This is a genomic window from Streptosporangium sp. NPDC002544 (genome assembly GCF_040295965.1).
GTDB lineage: Bacteria > Actinomycetota > Actinomycetes > Streptosporangiales > Streptosporangiaceae > Streptosporangium.
In genome coordinates, this window is sequence record NZ_JBEOWJ010000023.1 from 68,087 (window position 1) to 86,419 (window position 18,333).

The window sequence follows — 18,333 nt, forward strand, 5'->3', positions numbered from 1 at the left end:
ACGGGCGGGGAGAGGGGAAGCTCCTCGTCCGGCCGCCCGGTGGATTTGTCGGTGGGGTCTGCGAATGTTGACACCGCCGGTGAAAACGCCGGGAGCCGCTTGCGACCAAGGAGGCTGACGCACATGACCCCTCGGCTCGGCGATTCCGGTGGGCCCCGACTGTCCCCCACGGTGCGGGCGCACCTCACAGACGCGCGCGACTGTCTCGAAGAGGCCGCCGCCGCCCGGACCTCCGCCGCTCGTTACGTCGCGGCCCACCTCGCGGCGCTCAGGGCGGCCGCCGCCGTCCTGGCCGCGCGCCCCCGTCCCATGCAGGGCCGCAGGCGCAGGCTGCGCAGTGCCTGGGAGCTGCTCCCCGAGGCCGAGCCCCGGCTGGCCGAGTGGGCGCCCTACTTCGAGACGAGCGCGGCCAAGCGGGCCGCCGCCGAGGCGGGGCTGACCCGCACGGTGTCGCCGCGAGACGCCGAGGAGCTCATCTCCGAGGCGGAGCGCTTCGTCATCGAGGTCGAGAACCTGCTCGGGGTGCCGGCGCAACCCGTGCTCCCGGGCCACGTCCCGCTGGCGGGTTAGGTCCCCTCCGGCGGATCTCGCCGTGGCGAGGTCGGTCAGACGGTTGGTTCAGACGGGTTGGTTCAGAGGGTGTCGCGAGGCCGGAGGAGGGCGTCGCGGCGTGCCTTGATGACCGGCGGTGGTGACCGGCGACGACGCGGCGTGGCGCCGTCCGACCGGCCGTGGCGGGCAGGACCCGAGGCGGTCTACGCCGCGGAGGAGTTCTCCTGGACGGCGCGGTGGCGCAGCAGGAGCATGGCGGCGTCGTCGCCCAGCGGTCTGCCCACGTGGTGGAGCAGGTCCGCGCGCAGAGCGTCCAGCGACCCCTGAGGGTCGTCCTCACCGTCCAGCAGGTGCGCCCGCTCCGGCAGCGGGTAGAACTCGCCGAACCCGTTGCGCGCCTCGATGACCCCGTCGGTGTAGAAGAGGACCTGGTCTCCCGGCTCGAAAGGGATGTGGTGCGGCTGCGGCTTGCTGGCCTGTAGTGCGCTCATGCCCAGCGGCAGGGCCTCGTCCGGCGGGTCGGCGAACCAGATCGTGCCCTCGGCGTCCAGCACCATGGGCGGGGGGTGGCCACAGTTGATGACGGCGATGGTGGAACCGCCGCGGATCTCGGCCAGTACGGCGGTCACGAACTGCTCGCCGGACAACTCGCGGGTCAGTGCCTTCTCCAGCCGTGCCACGACGCCCTGGAGCTTCTTCTCGTCGTGGGCCGCCTCGCGGAAGGCGCCGAGCACCACGGCCGCGGTCTCCACGGCCTCCAGGCCCTTGCCCTGCACGTCTCCCACGATGATCCGCACCCCGTGCGGGGTGGTGACGACCTCGTACAGGTCACCGCCGATCCTGGCCTCGGCCGTGGCGGAGGTGTACGAGACGGCCACGCCTATGCCGGGACCGGCGCGGCGGGGCACCGGGCGCAGCAGCACCCGCTGGGCGGCCTCGGCCACCGAGCGCACGTCGGCGAGCTGGCGCTCGTGGCGCAGCCGCCCGGCGCTGGCCAGCACGCTGGCCACGGTGACGCCGAGGATGGCGAACATGGTGATGTTGGTACGCGGCGCCCAGAGGATGTCGTTGTAGAGGCCGAGCGCGACGCACAGCACCAGGGCGACGACGCCGATCACGGTGGTGCGGGCCAGGCCGCAGGCCACACTGGCGAAGGCCGGGCCGAGGGCGAGCAGCGGGAGGAGGCCGGACGTGGGGCCCGAGCCGAAGTCGATCACGGCCACCACGGCCATGACGACGAACGGCAGCAGCTTCAGGGTGTCCTGGGTCCTGGTGGTGCCGATCGATGCCAGCAACCGCAGGAAGGTGCGCGTCCTGGTCGATCCCAGCGACACCATGACCGAGTGGAGACGGCTTTTTGAGCGCGGTCGAGAGTGATCGAGCCGATCATCTCCCGAAGTCATGTCCACCGTGTCTCGCCGATCGAATGTTTGCCTTTTCCTACCACAGTGGCCGTGAGCCGGGGCGGAATGAAGCTAACGTTCTGCTGAGAGCAAGATTTTTAGAGCGGGGTGGGCACGCCGGTCCCGGCGCACCCACGACCGGTCAGACGGTCAGAAGGACTCGACGGCGCGGCGTGCCTCGGGGTCCAGGACGCCCCAGCCGATGAGCTCCTCGGTGAGCTCGCTGGGGGACTTGTCGTAGATCACGGCAAGGGAGCGGAGGTCCTCCTGGCGGATGGACAGCACCTTGCCGTTGTAGTCGCCACGCTGGCTCTGGATGGTGGCCGCGTAGCGGGCAAGCGCGCCGGCCTTCTCCTTGGGGAGCTGGGCAAGGCGCTCAAGGTCGATCACAAGTTTCGGGGTCGGGCCCAGAGGACTGGGAGCAGCCCCTCCGGGCAGCAACTCCGAGACCGGCACCCCGTAGAAATCAGCCAGCTCGGCAAGCTTCTGCACGGTGACGGCACGGTCGCCACGCTCGTAGGAGCCCACGACGACCGCCTTCCAGCGCCCGCGGGACTTCTCTTCGACTCCGTGCAGGGACAGGCCCTGCTGGGTGCGAATGGCGCGGAGTCGTGCACCCAGCGATTTGGCGTACTCAGACGGCATGGTGTGGCCCCCCGGCTCTGTATGTACTGCTCTCAACTTGATTGTGCTACCTCGCAACTTATGCCCCGGTCACCGGGTTGGCGCCCGGGGTAGGCGTCTTCGGTGACCGGTGCGTCAGGGTTCACCCGATAACGCCACGAGGTGTGGTTACGGACAGTGACGGTAAAGCTGTGGGCGCCTAAGGTCAAGCTGATTGGAAAAAAGATGTCGAATCCGGTCCGATGTGGTCCGCCTCAAACGCGGTAGTTGTCCTACCGCGCATCGCGAAACCTCTAGTTTTTACGGGATTTTCGCCGGATGCTGGCTTCTTCTGGGGGATTCGGGGCAACATCATCTTCGGGTGCGGCGACCAGAGTATGATCTTCGACAAGGTGGCCGGGAGGAATACCCGGTGCGACGGTCCCGTCCGGCCGGAGGTGTGGATCGGCGTTTCGCGGCGGCGACCCGCCCGGCTCCCGGGAGGGCTCAGCTGCCGTCGCGTTCCAGCGGGCAGCTCATGCAGCGCGGGCCGCCCCGGCCCCTGCCGAGCTCGCTGCCCCGGATCGTGATGACCTCGATCCCGTTGCGGCGCAGGTGGTTGTTGGTGGTGGTGTTGCGCTCGTAGGCCACGACCACGCCGGGTCGCAGGGCCAGCACGTTGCAGCCGTCGTCCCACTGCTCCCGTTCGGAGGCGTACACGTCCTGTGTCGCGCTGAGGACCTTGATGTCGTCCAGGCCGATCGCCCGCGCGATGGCTCTGTGCATGTCCTCGGGGGGATGGTCGGTGATCTTGAGTTCCTTCTCGTTGTCGCCGGGCTCGACGGTGTAGGAGGGCAGCATGCCCAGCCCCGCGAACTTGGTGAACACCCCGACGTCCACGTTGGTCATGACCGTGTCCAGATGCATGAAGGCCCGCGCCTTCGGCATGTCCAGCGCGACGATCCTCGTCGCGGCGCCCTTCGCGAACAGGCTCCGCGCGAGCATCTCGACAGCCTGCGGCTGGGTGCGCTCGCTGATCCCCACCAGCACCGCGCCCTGGCCGATGACGAGCACGTCGCCGCCCTCGATGGTGGCCGGAGCCGCGGGGATGCCGGGCATCCAGACGTGGTAGCCGCCCTCCTCGGGCCGGTCGTAGCCGGAGGCGAAGGCGGGGTGGTAGCGGTAGATCGCCTCCATGTTGACCGTCTCGCGGCGGCGGGCCTTCTTTCTCATCGCGTTGATCGAGACGCCGCCGTAGATCCAGCAGGAGGTGTCGCGGGTGAACAGGTGGTTGGGCAGCGGGGGCAGGACGAAGTCGTCCGGCCTGAGCGTGTGGAAGGCGAGGCTTTTGGGATCGGTGCCCATGTCCACCAGTTCGCGCTTGGTGATGCCGCCGGTGAGATAGCGCTGAAGCATCGTGGAGTCCATCGAGTCCAGCGCGTTGCGGATGGCGTCGACGGCCATCGGGCCGAAGTAGCGCTCGTCGGCGATGCCGTCCAGGATGTGCTTGCGCGCCTGGGGGATCTCGACGGTCTCATGGAGCAGGTCGGAGAGCATGTGAACGGTGACCCCCTGGTCGACCAGGAGTCTCTGCCACTCCTCGTGCTCCTCCACGGCGCGCTGCACCCACAGCACGTCGTCGAAGAGGAAGTCGTCCTTGTTCGACGGCGTGAGCCGTTTCAGGGCGAGTTCGGGCCGATGCAGCAGGACCTGGTGGAGCCGGCCGACCTCGGAGTCGACGTGAAAGGCCATTTCTCTTCCTTCGCGGCTGGTGACGAGAGAGTTGGGAGGGCGGCGCCCCGGACCCCGTGGGCGCGCTCGCCATACCTCGCGTTGGTACGGACCTAAAGCGCATACCCGCCAGAACCATGGGAAGTCAGCGAAGATCACGATATTTATTCACTTTTAGGAAGATCGCTGGGGCGGCTGTCCGGCGTCCGCCGAGGTGGGGCCGGTCAGGGTCCGGTCAGGGCGAGCCGTCGAGCGGCTGGTAACGTAAGAGTGCTGACTTCCTTTAAGACCCGTCCCGTGAGGCGGGAAAGGTGGTGTTACTCCTTGACCGATGCCATTTCGCATGCGCTGAGCGGTGCGCGCGCCGTTCTCGAGCAGCCCGATATCAACCGGGCCCTGGTCCGCATCTCCCACGAGATCCTTGAACGGACCAAGGGCGGCGAGAACGTCGTCCTGCTGGGCATCCCCACGCGCGGTGTCCACCTGGCCCGCCGCCTGGCCGCCCACATCAAGCAGTTCGAGGGCCGTTCCGTGCCCGTCGGCTCCCTCGACGTCACGATGTACCGAGACGATCTGCGCCTGCGTCCCGCCCGTGCGCTGGGCCGCACCGAACTGCCCGCCGACGGCATCGACGGCAGGACCGTCGTCCTCGTCGACGACGTCCTCTACTCCGGCCGCACGGTCCGTGCCGCGCTCGACGCGCTCAACGACCTGGGCCGCCCGCAGGCCGTGCAACTCGCCACCCTGGTCGACCGCGGCCACCGCGAGCTGCCCATCCGCCCCGACTACGTGGGCAAGAACCTGCCGACCTCCAAGTCCGAGAGCGTCAAGGTCTACCTGGAGGAGAACGACGGCCGCGACGCGGTCCTGCTGCTGAAGGAGGACGGCCGGTGAAGCGGCACCTGATCTCGGCGGCCGATCTGACCCGTGACGACGCCCTGCTCATCCTGGACACCGCGGACGAGCTGGCGAAGATCTCGGAACGTTCCATCAAGAAGCTCCCCACCCTGCGGGGCCGCACCGTGGTGAACCTCTTCTTCGAGGACTCCACCCGGACCAGGATCTCCTTCGAGGCCGCGGCCAAGCGCCTGTCGGCGGACGTCATCAACTTCTCCGCCAAGGGCTCCAGCGTCTCCAAGGGCGAGTCGCTCAAGGACACCGCGCTCACCCTGGAGGCGATGGGCGCCGACGCCGTCGTCATCCGGCACGGCGCCTCGGGCGCCCCGTACCGGCTGGCCGGCTGGGTGCGCGGCAGTGTCGTCAACGCCGGTGACGGCACCCACGAGCACCCCACCCAGGCCCTGCTCGACGCCTTCACCATGCGCCGCCGCCTGGGCTCGCTGGACGGCAGGAAGGTCACCATCGTCGGTGACGTGCTGCACAGCAGGGTGGCCCGCTCCAACGTGCTGCTGCTGGCCACCCTCGGTGCCGAGGTGACCCTGGTCGCCCCGCCGACCCTGTTCCCGGTCAACGTCGACTCCTGGCCGTGCGAGGTCTCCTACGACCTCGACGCGATGCTGCCCAAGTCCGACGTGGTGATGATGCTGCGCGTGCAGCGCGAGCGGATGAACGCGGCGTTCTTCCCCACCGAGCGGGAGTACAGCCGCCGCTACGGGCTCGACCGCGAGCGCGTCGCCAGGATGCCCGACCACGCCATCGTGATGCACCCCGGCCCGATGAACCGGGGGATGGAGATCGCGGCCGAGGTGGCCGACTCGCCGCGCTCGACGATCGTCGAGCAGGTCGCCAACGGGGTGACCGCACGTATGGCCGTTCTGTACCTGCTGCTTGGCGGCGCCGACCTCGGGGGAGAGATCTGATGAACGACCGCATCGGGGCCACGCGTGACGGCATCGTCATCAGGGGCGCCAGGATCCTCGGCGGAGAGCCCGTCGACATCCTGATCCGCGACGGTCTCCTGGTGGAGATCGGCCAGGGGCTGAGCGGCGGCGGGACCGTCGAGGCTGAGGGGTTGATCGCCCTGCCCGGCCTGGTGGACCTGCACACCCACCTGCGCGAGCCGGGACGTGAGGACGCGGAGACCGTCACCACGGGCACCCGCGCCGCCGCCCTCGGCGGCTACACCGCCGTGCACGCCATGGCCAACACCGACCCGGTCGCCGACACCGCAGGCGTCGTCGAGCAGGTCTGGCGCCTGGGCCAGGAGGCGGGCTACTGCGACGTGCAGCCCGTTGGAGCCGTCACGGTCGGCCTGGGCGGCGAGCACCTGGCCGAACTCGGCGCGATGGCCGACTCGGCGGCCCGGGTCCGGGTCTTCTCCGACGACGGCAAGTGCGTCTCCGACGCGGTGCTCATGCGCCGCGCGCTGGAGTACGTCAAGGCCTTTGACGGCGTCGTGGCCCAGCACGCCCAGGAGCCGCGGTTGACCGAGGGCGCGCAGATGAACGAGGGCTCGGTCTCCGGCAGGCTGGGCCTGACCGGATGGCCCGCGGTCGCCGAGGAGGCGATCATCTCCCGCGACTGCCTGCTGGCCGCGCACGTCGGCTCGCGCCTGCACATCTGCCACGTCTCCACCGCGGGCTCGGTGGAGCTCATCCGCTGGGCCAAGTCCAAAGGCTGGGACGTCACCGCCGAGGTGACCCCGCACCACCTGCTGCTGACCGACGACCTCGTCGAGGACTCCCCGGTCGGCTCCTACAACCCGATCTACAAGGTGAACCCGCCGCTGCGCACCCGCGCCGACGTCGAGGCGCTGCGCGCGGCTCTGGCCGACGGCACGATCGACTGCGTGGCCACCGACCACGCCCCGCACCCGGTCGAGGACAAGGAGACCGAGTGGGCCGCCGCCGCCATGGGCATGATCGGCTTGGAGACGGCGCTCGCGGTGGTCCAGGAGGCGATGGTGGAGACGGGGCTGCTCGACTGGGCCGGTGTCGCCGAGCGCATGTCCTGCGCCCCGGCCAGGATCGGCAGGCTTCGAGGGCACGGGCAGCCGATCGAGGTCGGCGCGCCGGCCAACCTCACCCTCTACGACCCGGCGGTGCGCGCCGCGGTCGACCCGGCGGGCTACGCTTCCAAGAGCCGCAACACCCCCTACCAGGGCCTTACCCTGCCCGGCCGTGTCGTGGCGACCTTTTTGCGCGGCAGGCCGACGGTCCTGGACGGGAAGCTCACGTGAGGACTCCCCGCTTTCGCGCGCCGGGCGTCGGATACCTTCGCCTTCCCGCACCGGGACGTGGGGGCGTCCCGCTCGGTGCGGCGACGGCGAATCGATGTGCCAGATATTTCATACTTTGCGGAGCTGGAGCCGAGATGATCGGGGTGTGTGAGTGACCGCAGTGCTAGTGCTGGAAGATGGACGTGTCTTCCACGGGACCCCCTACGGCGCCGAGGGCGAGACCTTCGGCGAGATGGTCTTCAACACGGGGATGACCGGTTACCAGGAGACGCTGACCGATCCGTCGTACCACCGCCAGATCGTCGCGATGACCGCGCCGCACATCGGGAACACCGGGGTCAACGACGAGGATCCGGAGTCCTCGCGGGTGTGGGTGGCCGGTTACGTGGTCCGCGAGCCGGCCCGGGTGGCCTCCAACTGGCGCTCCAACCGTTCCCTGGACGACTACCTCAGGGAGCAGGGCGTCGTCGGCATCGCCATTCCCGGCACCCGCGCCCTGACCCGTCACCTGCGGGAGCGGGGAGCGATGCGGGCCGGGGTCTTCTCCGGCAAGGCTCTGGCGCCGGTCGAGGAGCTGCTGGAGCGGGTGCTGGGCAGCCCCCCGATGGAGGGCGCCGACCTGGCGGGAGAGGTCTCCACCGCCAAGCCGTACGTGGTGCCCGCGATCGGCGCGCGGCGGTTCACCGTGGCCGCGGTCGACCTCGGGATCAAGGCGATGACGCCGCACCGGATGGCCGAGCGCGGCTGCGAGGTGCACGTGCTGCCGGCCTCGGCCACTACGGAGGAGATCCTCGCGCTCGGTCCGGACGGGGTGTTCTTCTCCAACGGTCCCGGCGACCCCGCCACCGCCGACGGACCGGTCAAGGCGCTTCGCGGGGTCCTCGACGCGGGTGTCCCGTTCTTCGGCATCTGCTTCGGAAACCAGCTCTTCGGGCGTGCCCTGGGGCTGGGCACCTACAAGCTGCGTTACGGCCATCGAGGTGTCAACCAGCCGGTACAGCACCGGGGAACCGGCAAGGTGGAGATCTCCGCGCACAACCACGGTTTCGCGGTGCGGGCACCGCTGGAGGGCGTGTTCGACACGCCGTACGGCCTTGCGGAGGTCAGCCACGTCAACCTCAACGACGACTGCGTCGAGGGGCTGCGGCTGCTGGAGCGCCCGGCCTTCAGCGTCCAGTACCACCCGGAGGCCGCGGCCGGCCCGCACGACTCCGCAAGCCTGTTCGACGACTTCTGCGCGTTGATGGCGGGAGAGCGGGGAACGGTCAACGGGGCGATCACAAGTACGGAGCGGTCCGGGGAACGAGCGGGCGGAGTGGCGGACGAGGGACGAGTCCTCCGCGGAGCCGGCGAGGAGCCGGACGCGACCAAGAGCACGGAGCGGTCCGGGGAACGAGCGGGCGGAGTGGCGGACGAGGGACGAGTCCTCCGCGGAGCCGGCGAGGAGCCGGACGCGACCATGGGTACGGAGGGAAGCAAGGGTGCCTAAGCGCACGGACATCCAGTCGATCATGGTGATCGGCTCAGGACCGATCGTGATCGGCCAGGCATGCGAGTTCGACTACTCGGGTACCCAGGCCTGCCGCGTGCTGCGCGCCGAGGGCTTCCGCGTGATCCTCGTCAACAGCAACCCGGCGACCATCATGACCGACCCCGAGTTCGCCGACGCCACCTACGTCGAGCCCATCACCCCCGAGATCGTCGAGAAGATCATCGCCAAGGAGCGCCCCGACGCGCTGCTGCCCACCCTGGGCGGGCAGACCGCGCTGAACACCGCGATCTCCCTGTACGAGGCCGGCGTCCTGGAGCGCTACGAGGTCGAGCTGATCGGCGCCGACGTCGACGCCATCCAGGCGGGCGAGAACCGCGAGCTGTTCAAGGGCATCGTGGCCAAGGTCGCCGAGGAGCACGGCCTCAACGCCGAGTCGGCCCGCTCGTCCGTCTGCCACACCATGGACGAGTGCCTGGCCGCCGCCAGGGAGCTGGGCTACCCGCTGGTGGTGCGGCCCTCCTTCACCATGGGCGGGGTCGGCTCCGGTTTCGCGCACGACGAGGAGGGGCTGCGCCGCATCGCCGGGGCGGGCCTCGACGCCTCGCCGACCACCGAGGTGCTCCTTGAGGAGTCCATCCTCGGCTGGAAGGAGTACGAGCTGGAGGTCATGCGCGACCGGGCGGACAACGTGGTGATCGTCTGCTCGATCGAGAACATCGATCCGATGGGCGTGCACACCGGTGACAGTGTCACCGTGGCCCCCGCGCTGACCCTGACCGACCGCGAGTACCAGAACATGCGCGACGTGGCCATCGCGGTCATCCGCGAGGTCGGTGTCGACACCGGCGGCTGCAACATCCAGTTCGCCGTCGAGCCGCGCACCGGCCGCATGGTCGTCATCGAGATGAACCCGCGCGTCTCGCGCTCCTCGGCGCTCGCTTCCAAGGCCACCGGCTTCCCGATCGCGAAGATCGCCGCGAAGCTCGCCATCGGCTACACGCTGGACGAGATCCCCAACGACATCACGAGGGAGACCCCGGCGTCGTTCGAGCCCTCGCTGGACTACATCGTGGTCAAGGTGCCCCGGTTCGCGTTCGAGAAGTTCTCCGGGGCCGACGCGACCCTGACCACTCACATGAAGTCGGTCGGCGAGGCCATGGCGATCGGCCGGTCCTTCCCCGAGGCCCTGCAGAAGGCACTGCGCTCGCTGGAGAAGAAGGGCGCCTCCTTCACCTGGGCGGGCGATCCGGGCGACAGGGACGAGCTCCTGGCCGCCTGCCGTATCCCGCACGACGGGCGCCTGTTCACCATGCAGCAGGCCATCCGCGCCGGGGCAGGCGCCGAGGAGCTGTTCGAGGCCACCCGTGTCGATCCGTGGTTCGTCGACCAGCTGATCGCGATCGACGAGATGGCCGCCGAGCTGCGCGAGGTGCCGCAGCTGACCGCCGAGGTGCTGACCAGGGTCAAGCGGTACGGCTTCAGCGACGCGCAGATCGCCGAGCTGCGCGGCATGACCGAGTCGCGGGTGCGCGACCTGCGCCACGCGCTCGGCGTCCGCCCGGTCTACAACACCGTCGACACCTGCGCCGCCGAGTTCGCCGCCCAGACCCCCTACCTGTACTCCACCTACGACGAGGAGAGCGAGGTCCCCTACGGGGAGCGCCCCAAGGTCCTCATCCTCGGTTCGGGGCCCAACAGGATCGGCCAGGGCATCGAGTTCGACTACGCGTGTGTGCACGCCTCCTTCGAGCTGTCGGCGGCCGGCTACGAGACCGTCATGGTCAACTGCAACCCCGAGACGGTCTCCACCGACTACGACACCTCCGACCGCCTCTACTTCGAGCCGCTCACCCTGGAGGACGTCCTGGAGGTCGTCCACGCCGAGCAGCAGACCGGCCCCGTCGCGGGCGTCATCGTCCAGCTCGGCGGCCAGACCCCGCTCGGCCTGGCCCAGGCGCTCAAGGACGCCGGTGTCCCGATCGTCGGCACCTCGCCCGAGTCGATCCACCTCGCCGAGGAGCGCGGCGCGTTCGGCCGGGTCCTCGCCGAGGCGGGCCTGCCCGCCCCCAAGCACGGCGTGGCGGTGACCTCCGACGAGGCGCTGGCCATCGCCGCGGAGATCGGCTACCCGGTGCTGGTGCGCCCCTCCTACGTGCTGGGCGGCGCGGGCATGGCCATCGTCTACGACGACGAGACGCTGATCGCCTACATGGCCAAGGCGGGCGCGGCCAGCGACCACCCGGTGCTGGTGGACAAGTTCCTCGACGAGGCCGTGGAGATCGACGTCGACGCGCTCTTCGACGGCGAGGAGCTCTACCTCGGCGGCGTGATGGAGCACATCGAGGAGGCCGGCATCCACTCCGGCGACTCGGCGTGCTCGCTGCCGCCGATGACGCTGGGAAGCTACGACATCAAGCGCATCCGCACCGCCACCGAGGCCATCGCCAGAGGTGTGGGCGTGCGCGGCCTGCTCAACGTGCAGTACGCCATGTCGGCCAACATCCTGTACGTGCTGGAGGCCAACCCCCGCGCCAGCCGTACCATCCCGTTCGTCTCCAAGGCCACGGCGGTGCCGCTGGCCAAGGCGGCGGCCCGGGTGATGATGGGCGCCACGGTGGCCGAACTGCGCGCCGAGGGCCTGCTGCCGGAGAGCGGTGACGGCGGCACCATGCCGCTGGACGCGCCCATCGCGGTCAAGGAGGCCGTGCTGCCCTTCAACCGGTTCCGCGGCGTGGACATCGTGCTCAGCCCCGAGATGCGCTCCACCGGCGAGGTCATGGGCATCGACGAGTTCTTCGGCACCGCCTACGCCAAGTCGCAGGCCGCCGCGTACGGCTCGCTGCCCACCAAGGGGCGGGCGTTCGTCTCGGTCGCCAACCGTGACAAACGCGCCATGATCTTCCCGGTCAAGGCCCTCGCCGACCTCGGCTTCGAGATCCTCGCCACCGAGGGCACCGCCGAAGTCCTGCGCCGCAACGGTGTCCGTGCCAAGATCGTGCGCAAGCACAGCGAGGGAGCCGGTCCCGCGGGTGAGCAGACCATCGTCCGGCGCATCCTGGACGGGGAGGTGGATCTCATCGTCAACACCCCCTTCGGCAGCCCCGGCCAGTCGGGACCCCGCCTGGACGGCTACGAGATCCGCACCGCCGCCGTGCTGCGCGCCATCCCCTGCATCACCACGGTTCAGGGCCTGGCCGCGGCGGTACAGGGCATCCAGGCGATCGTCCGCGGTGACATCGGCGTACGGTCCCTTCAGGAGCACGCGAAGCGGTTGCGGAGCGGTTGAGGAGTGAGGCCGGCGCCCCAGCGGAGGTGAGGAAGACGCCTGTTACTCCGGTGCAGGTGACAGGCACGGTGCTGACGACGCGCCGCGTCGACGCCTACCATGCGCTCACCGTGGTGGCGCCCGGCATCGCCGAGCGTTTCCGGCCCGGCCACTTCGTCGGGGTGGCCGTGGGCGGGGCGCAGACGTCGATGCTGACGCGCCGTGCCTTCTTCGTCCACGACGTCAAGCCCGACTACGGCGGTACCGTCGAGTTCGTCTTCTCGGTGAGCGGGCCGGGCACGGCCTGGCTGGCCGACCGGCGCGCCCGCGACACCCTCGACCTGGTGGGCCCGCTCGGCCGCCCGTTCCCGCTGCCCAGAGACCCGGTGACCTGCGTCCTGGTCGGCGCCGAGCACGGCTCGGCGACGCTGTTCACCGTGGCCGACGCCCTCCAGCGGCGTGGTTGCCGCGTCGACTTCGTGCTCGGCGCGGCCTCGGCCGACCGGGTGTTCGGCGCCCTGCGGGCCAGGAGGATGGGGGAGACGACCACGCTGACCACCGAGGACGGCTCCCTGGGCATGCGCGGCCGGGTGACCGACGTGCTGCCCGGCGTGATCGCCGACGTACGGGCCGACGCGGTCTACGCCTGCGGTCCGATGCCGATGCTGCACGGCGTCACCACGGTGGCCGTCGAGTTCGACATCCCCGTCCAGGTGGCGGTCGAGGAGCGGATGGCGTGCGGGATCGGCGTGTGCATGACGTGCGTGCTGCCGGTCATCGGGGACGACGGGGTGACCCGGATGGTGCGCTCGTGCGTCGAGGGACCGGTCTTCAGGGGGGAGCGCGTCCGCTTCGACGACGTCGGGACGATCCCGTTCGACGCGCTGGGAGCGCCCGGTGGAGGAATACGGAATGCCGGTTGACATGCGGACGTACCTGGGGCACGTGGAACTGGTCAACCCCGTCACCACGGCCGCCGGGTGCGCGGCGTCCGGCTCCGAACTCGCCCAGTTCTTCGACCTCGCCCGGATCGGCGCGCTGACCACCCGGTCGATCACGATGGCTCCCAGGGCGGGCCGTCCGACCCCCAGGATGGCCGAGACGCCCTCGGGCATGCTCAACGCCGTCGGGCTCCAGGGGCCGGGCGTGGACGCCTTCCTGGAGCGTGAGCTGCCCTGGCTGGCCCAGCGGGGCGTGCGGACCGTGGTGTCCATCGGCGGCGGCACCGTGGCCGAGTACACCGCGCTGGCCCGCAGGCTCACCGACGCGCCCGGCGTCACCGCCGTGGAGGTCAACCTGTCGTGCCCCAACATCGAGGACCGGGGCAGGGTCTTCGCCCGCGACGGCGCGGCCTCCGCCGAGGTGATCGCCTCGGTGCGCTCGGTGATGCGCTACGACGTGCCGGTGGTGGCCAAGCTCTCCCCGGACGTCATGGACATCGTGAGCGTGGCCCGCGCGTGCGTGGACGGCGGCGCCGACGCCCTGTCGATGATCAACAATCCGCTCGGCATGAGCATCGACACCGAGGCCATGCGGCCCGTGCTCGCGGCGGTCACCGGCGGCCTGTCGGGCCCCGCGGTCAGGCCACTGGCCGTACGCTGCGTATGGCAGGTCCACGCGGCCCTGCCCAGCGTGCCCATCATCGGCATGGGCGGCGTGCTGACCGGCAGGGACGCCTTCGAGTTCATCCTCGCCGGAGCCTGCGTCGTCGCCGTGGGGACCGCACTGTTCCACGACCCCTACGCCTGCCTGCGCATCCTCCGCGAGCTTGAGGAGATCCTGGCGGCCCGGGGGTTCCACCGGCTGGCCGACGCGGTCGGGCTGGCACACCGCCCGCCGGGGGCGTCCACCCGGCACCGGATAGACCTTGAGGAGAGTTCCCTGTGACGCCCGCACCCATCGCCGTCGCCCTGGACGCGCCAGACCTCGAGACCGCGGCTCACTGGGCCAGCCTGGTCACTCCACACGTCACCACGGTCAAGGTCGGGCTGGAACTCTACCTCCGCTACGGCCCCGACGTGATCGCCTCGGTCCGGGGGGCGAGCGGGGTGCGGGTCTTTCTCGACCTTAAACTCCACGACATCCCCAACACCGTCGCGGGCGCCGCCAGGGCCGTGGCCAGGCTCAAGCCCGCCATCCTGACGGTCCATGCCACCGGCGGCCCGGCGATGATCCGGGCGGCGGTGGAGGCCATGCCCAACACCCAGATCGCGGCGGTGACGTTGCTCACGTCGCTCTCGGAGGCCGATCTGGAGCAGATGGGCGTCAGGGGCCCGTCCGAGGACGCCGTGCGCCGCCTGTCGGCCATGGCCGTCGCCGCGGGCGCCCAGGCCCTCGTCTGCTCGCCGCGCGAGGTGGCCGCGGTGCGTGCCGAGGTCGGGCCCGACATCACGCTCATCACCCCCGGCGTCCGCCCCGCCGGCGCCGAGAGTCAGGACCAGGCAAGAGTAGCGACCCCCGAGCAGGCTTTCGCCGACGGGGCGGACCTTCTCGTGATCGGCCGCCCGATCACCGGCTCCGCCGACCCCGGCGCGACGGCCGCGGGCATCGCCGCGGCCCTCCGGCGCACCTCCGCGGCCGCCGGACACGGCGCATGACACAACCCCGGAAAACTCGGCGTTGAGCGTAGTTTTGTCCACACAGAGCGATGTCGCGAGCACGGAAAGTCACGAAGTAGATTTTCTAGGGGGATAAAGTGGTCTTGACGTTGCTTGAAGCGCCATGACCAGCTAGTTTCCCTTCCCGTCCGAGTACATCGACAGGAAATTCGAGGTGACCCGGCGTGGCTCTTCCTCCCCTAACCCCTGAGCAGCGCGCCGCAGCCCTAGAGAAGGCTGCCAAGGCCCGCCGAGAGCGTGCCGAGGTGAAGAACCGCCTGAAGCACGGTGCGGTCTCTCTGGCTGAGGTGCTCAAAGACGGGCAGGCCGACGACGTCATCGGCAAGATGAAGGTTTCGGCCCTTCTTGAGTCGCTCCCCGGCGTGGGTAAGGTTCGCGCCAAGCAGCTCATGGAGCGGCTTGGCATCGCCGAGTCCCGCCGCGTGCGGGGCCTGGGTACGAACCAGCGAGCTTCGCTCGAGCGTGAGTTCGGCGGGGCCGAGAGCTAATCTCGGTTCAAACGACCACGTTCACCCCATATGGGGACAGCATCACGGGGGGTTTGGAGTGACCGGAACGTCGCGGTCCGGCAAGAGCCGGGCTCCGGAGGCAACCGCCGAGGGCGGAGCCGGTCGCTCCACATCCTCGGCCGGAGGTCCGAAGGGGGCGCGAGCCCTCGCCGGACTCCCGGCCGGTAGGCGTCTGACGGTCCTGTCCGGGCCGTCCGGCGTCGGCAAGTCCACGGTCGTCGCCGAGCTTCGGCGGGCACACCCGGAGGTGTGGCTGTCGGTCTCGGTGACCACCAGGAAACCCCGTCCCGGGGAGACCCACGGGGTCGAGTACTTCTTCGCCGACGACGAGGAGTTCGACCGCCTCGCCGCCTCCGGCGAGCTGCTCGAGTGGGCCGAGTTCGCCGGGAACCGGTACGGAACGCCGCGCGGCCCGGTGCTCGAGAAACTCGCCGCCGGGGTGCCCACGCTGCTGGAGATCGACCTCCAGGGCGCCAGGCAGGTCCGGGCGACCATGCCCGAGGCCCTGCTGGTCTTCCTGGCCCCCCCGACCTGGGAGGAGCTGGAGAAGCGCCTGCGCGGCCGGGGCACCGAGCCCGAGGACGTCATCGCCCGCCGCCTGGCGGCCGGCCGGATCGAGATGGCGGCCGAGCGGGAGTTCGACCTGACGCTCGTCAACACGTCAGTCCAGGATGTATGTCATCGGCTGATAGCCTTGTTGGCTGATGCTCCCGAGGGTTCACGCCTCGGACGTTCACCTAGCTAGGGGAAATCACACGTGGCAACCAGCGCCGCCTACTCCGAAGGCATCACCAACCCGTCGATCGACGCCCTGCTCGACATCGTCGACAGCAAGTACAGTCTCGTGATCTTCGGCTCCAAGCGGGCGCGTCAGATCAACGCCTACTACTCCCAGCTCGGCGAGGGCCTGCTCGAGTACGTCGGCCCGCTCGTCGAGACCCACGCGCAGGAGAAGCCGCTCTCCATCGCGCTGCGCGAGGTCAGCGAGGGCCTGCTCACCTCCGAGCCGATCGAGGGCTGACCCACCTCGATGCCGACCTCCGTGGTTCCCCGCAAGCCGAGGGTCGTCCTCGGTGTGAGCGCGGGCATCGCCGCCTACAAGGCGTGCGAGCTGCTGCGCCTGTTCACCGAGTCCGGCCACGAGGTGCGCGTGGTCCCGACCAGGGAGGCGCTCCGCTTCGTCGGTGAGCCGACCTGGGCCGCGCTGTCCGGCAACCCGGTCACGACCGACGTCTGGGAGTCGGTGCACGAGGTGCCGCACGTCCGCATCGGGCAGGACGCCGACCTGGTGGTCGTCGCGCCGGCCACCGCCGACGTGCTCGCCAAGGCCGCCCACGGGCTGGCCGGCGACCTGCTGACCAACACCCTGCTCACCGCGCGCTGCCCGGTGGTGTTCGCCCCCGCGATGCACACCGAGATGTGGGAGCACCCCGCGACCCGCGCGAACGTGGCCACGCTCCGCGAGCGCGGCTCGATCGTCGTCGATCCCGCGGTGGGCCGCCTGACCGGGGCCGACACCGGCCCCGGCCGCCTGCCGGACCCGAAGGAGATCTTCGAGGTCTGCCGCGGCGTCCTCTCCGGGCGCCCCGCGGACCTGGCGGGCCGTCGCCTGGTGATCTCCGCGGGCGGCACCCGCGAGGCCATCGACCCGGTCCGTTTCATCGGCAACCGTTCCTCGGGGCTGCAGGGTTACGCCCTGGCCCGCACGGCCGTCGCCCGAGGGGCGGAGGTCACCCTGGTGGCCGCCAACGTCGCCCTGCCCGACCCCGCGGGGGTCAAGGTGGTCCGGGTCACCTCGGCCCTGGAGTTGCGCGACGCCGTGCTGGAGGCGGTGGAGGGCGCCGACGCCGTGGTCATGGCCGCCGCCGTCGCCGACTTCCGGCCCTCGGCGCGGAGCGAGTCGAAGATCAAGAAGACCGCCGACGAGCCTGACGCCATTCATCTGGTGAAAAATCCAGACATTCTTGCGGAGCTGGGGGAACGGCGCCGTGCGGGGCTCAAGCCGTACCCTCAGGTGATCGCGGGATTCGCGGCCGAGACCGACGACGTCCTCGCCAACGGGCGGGCCAAGCTCACCCGCAAGGGCTGTGATCTGCTCGTCGTCAACCAGGTCGGCGACGATCTCGCCTTCGGCACCCCCGACAACGCGGCGGTGGTCCTCCTCGCGGACGGGGAGCAGGTCGACATCCCGCGCGGTCCCAAGGAGGCCCTTGCCGACGTGCTCTGGGACCTCGTCGCCGCACGCCTGGCCTGACCACTTGCCGTAGCCCGACTCCCGGCGGATACTGCCTCCCAGAGCCCTGCCACATCGCAGCCGGGAGGGGTTTGGATCATGCCTGTCGCCGCCGCGGTCAGGGCACGATGCCGAGCGCTGCTTCCTCCGGGGGAGGAGATCCACTACGTCCTGCCGGCTCTGTCGGTGGGCACCCCGGGCATGGCGACCTTCCTCATCGTGATCACTGACCGCGCCATCTACCTGCTCTCCACCAAGTTCTTCGACCGCGACGCGCCGACCTCGGTGTACGCCACCCACACCCGGCGCACCCGGCTCGGCCCGCTGGAGTTCTCCGCGGGCGCGGCCATCGAGCTCGGTGGCATGGTGTTCGAGATCGAGGAGGAGTACGCCGCGGTGATCTCCGCCGCCGACGCCGAGGTCTTCGCCCCGGAGACGTTGCCGCCCGACCCGCTGCCCGATCTGTGAACCGGACTGTGAGCCCCTGGGGATCCGGGTGGGGCGGGGCTGCGCATCCCGCCCGCGAGATGTGGGTGAGCCCGGGAGCCGGGGCCTCGAGTCCCGGGCAGGTGAGGTGAGCCGGGGATTTCGTGAGCCCTGGACCCTTGTCTGGGCGGCTTCCGGAACGTGCCCCGCCTCACGTCATGGCGGGTGGGTTTCCCCGCGATGGATTCCGGTGAACCCGCAGCCCTTCCAGTACATGATCTGAACATTTAGGGTGACACGATCTGAGACGGTTTCGCGGCCCCGCATCAGGTGGGGCTAGAATTCGCCGGAGCGCTACTGGT

The 18,333-nt window shown here is 70.1% G+C and carries 16 protein-coding genes and 1 pseudogene; 14 read left to right on the top strand and 3 right to left on the bottom strand.

Annotated elements, in window-relative coordinates:
- Positions 1–123: 123 nt before the first annotated feature.
- Entirely contained in the window at positions 124–570 is a 447-nt protein-coding gene (locus tag ABT061_RS30485; RefSeq protein WP_350924418.1) for an SAV_6107 family HEPN domain-containing protein, read from the top strand.
- Between the two features lie 185 nt (positions 571–755).
- Here the strand turns inward: ABT061_RS30485 and ABT061_RS30490 are convergent, their stop codons facing one another.
- The 3 genes from ABT061_RS30490 to ABT061_RS30500 all read right to left on the bottom strand — a co-directional run bounded on the left by ABT061_RS30490 (position 756) and on the right by ABT061_RS30500 (position 4,310).
- Positions 756–1,889 carry a PP2C family protein-serine/threonine phosphatase gene (locus tag ABT061_RS30490; protein WP_350924420.1) on the bottom strand — a complete coding sequence of 378 codons (1,134 nt, stop codon included), beginning with the start codon at positions 1,887–1,889 and terminating at the stop codon, positions 756–758.
- Positions 1,890–2,105: 216 nt separating this feature from the next.
- Positions 2,106–2,600, bottom strand: coding sequence for a transcriptional regulator BldD (gene bldD, locus ABT061_RS30495; RefSeq protein WP_030910010.1), 495 nt, complete (start codon positions 2,598–2,600; stop codon positions 2,106–2,108).
- 465 nt (positions 2,601–3,065) lie between these two features.
- Positions 3,066–4,310 carry an arginine deiminase gene (locus tag ABT061_RS30500; RefSeq protein ID WP_350924422.1) on the bottom strand — a complete coding sequence of 415 codons (1,245 nt, stop codon included), beginning with the start codon at positions 4,308–4,310 and terminating at the stop codon, positions 3,066–3,068.
- 303 nt (positions 4,311–4,613) lie between these two features.
- Here ABT061_RS30500 and pyrR point away from each other — a divergent pair, with 303 nt between their 5' ends.
- The 13 genes and pseudogenes from pyrR to ABT061_RS30565 all read left to right on the top strand — a co-directional run bounded on the left by pyrR (position 4,614) and on the right by ABT061_RS30565 (position 18,013).
- Entirely contained in the window at positions 4,614–5,183 is a 570-nt protein-coding gene (pyrR, locus tag ABT061_RS30505; protein ID WP_350924424.1) for a bifunctional pyr operon transcriptional regulator/uracil phosphoribosyltransferase PyrR, read from the top strand.
- Entirely contained in the window at positions 5,180–6,109 is a 930-nt protein-coding gene (locus ABT061_RS30510; RefSeq protein WP_343979617.1) for an aspartate carbamoyltransferase catalytic subunit, read from the top strand. The genes pyrR and ABT061_RS30510 overlap by 4 nt, the downstream gene beginning before the upstream one ends.
- Positions 6,109–7,428, top strand: a complete 1,320-nt coding sequence (locus tag ABT061_RS30515; protein ID WP_350924426.1) for a dihydroorotase — start codon at positions 6,109–6,111, stop codon at positions 7,426–7,428. The genes ABT061_RS30510 and ABT061_RS30515 overlap by 1 nt, the downstream gene beginning before the upstream one ends.
- A gap of 151 nt (positions 7,429–7,579) precedes the next feature.
- A pseudogene (gene carA / locus ABT061_RS30520) lies at positions 7,580–8,683 on the top strand (glutamine-hydrolyzing carbamoyl-phosphate synthase small subunit); the annotation flags it as partial.
- A gap of 226 nt (positions 8,684–8,909) precedes the next feature.
- A complete protein-coding gene (gene carB / locus ABT061_RS30525) occupies positions 8,910–12,206 on the top strand; it encodes a carbamoyl-phosphate synthase large subunit (RefSeq protein WP_350924428.1) in 3,297 nt (1,098 codons plus the stop codon).
- 50 nt (positions 12,207–12,256) lie between these two features.
- On the top strand, positions 12,257–13,108 hold the full coding sequence (locus ABT061_RS30530; protein WP_350924430.1) for a dihydroorotate dehydrogenase electron transfer subunit: 852 nt from the start codon (positions 12,257–12,259) through the stop codon (positions 13,106–13,108).
- A complete protein-coding gene (locus ABT061_RS30535) occupies positions 13,098–14,072 on the top strand; it encodes a dihydroorotate dehydrogenase (protein WP_030909991.1) in 975 nt (324 codons plus the stop codon). The genes ABT061_RS30530 and ABT061_RS30535 overlap by 11 nt, the downstream gene beginning before the upstream one ends.
- Complete coding sequence (gene pyrF, locus ABT061_RS30540) at positions 14,069–14,782, top strand: orotidine-5'-phosphate decarboxylase (RefSeq protein ID WP_350924433.1); 714 nt, start codon at positions 14,069–14,071, stop codon at positions 14,780–14,782. Before ABT061_RS30535 ends, pyrF begins: the two co-directional genes overlap by 4 nt.
- Before the next feature lie 185 nt (positions 14,783–14,967).
- Complete coding sequence (mihF, locus tag ABT061_RS30545; RefSeq protein ID WP_030909986.1) at positions 14,968–15,291, top strand: integration host factor, actinobacterial type; 324 nt, start codon at positions 14,968–14,970, stop codon at positions 15,289–15,291.
- 193 nt (positions 15,292–15,484) lie between these two features.
- The gene (gene gmk, locus ABT061_RS30550) at positions 15,485–16,057 is read left to right on the top strand and encodes a guanylate kinase (RefSeq protein WP_051752025.1); all 573 of its coding nucleotides are present in this window, start codon (positions 15,485–15,487) and stop codon (positions 16,055–16,057) included.
- A gap of 12 nt (positions 16,058–16,069) precedes the next feature.
- Positions 16,070–16,333 (top strand): DNA-directed RNA polymerase subunit omega, encoded by a 264-nt coding sequence (gene rpoZ / locus ABT061_RS30555; RefSeq protein ID WP_030909981.1) that lies wholly within the window; start codon positions 16,070–16,072, stop codon positions 16,331–16,333.
- A gap of 9 nt (positions 16,334–16,342) precedes the next feature.
- Entirely contained in the window at positions 16,343–17,566 is a 1,224-nt protein-coding gene (coaBC, locus tag ABT061_RS30560; RefSeq protein ID WP_350924436.1) for a bifunctional phosphopantothenoylcysteine decarboxylase/phosphopantothenate--cysteine ligase CoaBC, read from the top strand.
- Positions 17,567–17,644: 78 nt separating this feature from the next.
- On the top strand, positions 17,645–18,013 hold the full coding sequence (locus ABT061_RS30565; protein ID WP_350924438.1) for a hypothetical protein: 369 nt from the start codon (positions 17,645–17,647) through the stop codon (positions 18,011–18,013).
- The last annotated feature ends 320 nt before the right edge of the window (positions 18,014–18,333 follow it).

Coding starts and splice junctions, on each gene's coding strand:
- ABT061_RS30485 (WP_350924418.1), top strand. CDS start 124: ATGACCCCTCGGCTCGGCGATTCCGGTGGGCCCCGACTGTCCCCCACG.
- ABT061_RS30490 (WP_350924420.1), bottom strand. CDS start 1,889: ATGGTGTCGCTGGGATCGACCAGGACGCGCACCTTCCTGCGGTTGCTG.
- bldD (WP_030910010.1), bottom strand. CDS start 2,600: ATGCCGTCTGAGTACGCCAAATCGCTGGGTGCACGACTCCGCGCCATT.
- ABT061_RS30500 (WP_350924422.1), bottom strand. CDS start 4,310: ATGGCCTTTCACGTCGACTCCGAGGTCGGCCGGCTCCACCAGGTCCTG.
- ABT061_RS30515 (WP_350924426.1), top strand. CDS start 6,109: ATGAACGACCGCATCGGGGCCACGCGTGACGGCATCGTCATCAGGGGC.
- ABT061_RS30535 (WP_030909991.1), top strand. CDS start 13,098: ATGCCGGTTGACATGCGGACGTACCTGGGGCACGTGGAACTGGTCAAC.
- coaBC (WP_350924436.1), top strand. CDS start 16,343: ATGCCGACCTCCGTGGTTCCCCGCAAGCCGAGGGTCGTCCTCGGTGTG.
- ABT061_RS30565 (WP_350924438.1), top strand. CDS start 17,645: ATGCCTGTCGCCGCCGCGGTCAGGGCACGATGCCGAGCGCTGCTTCCT.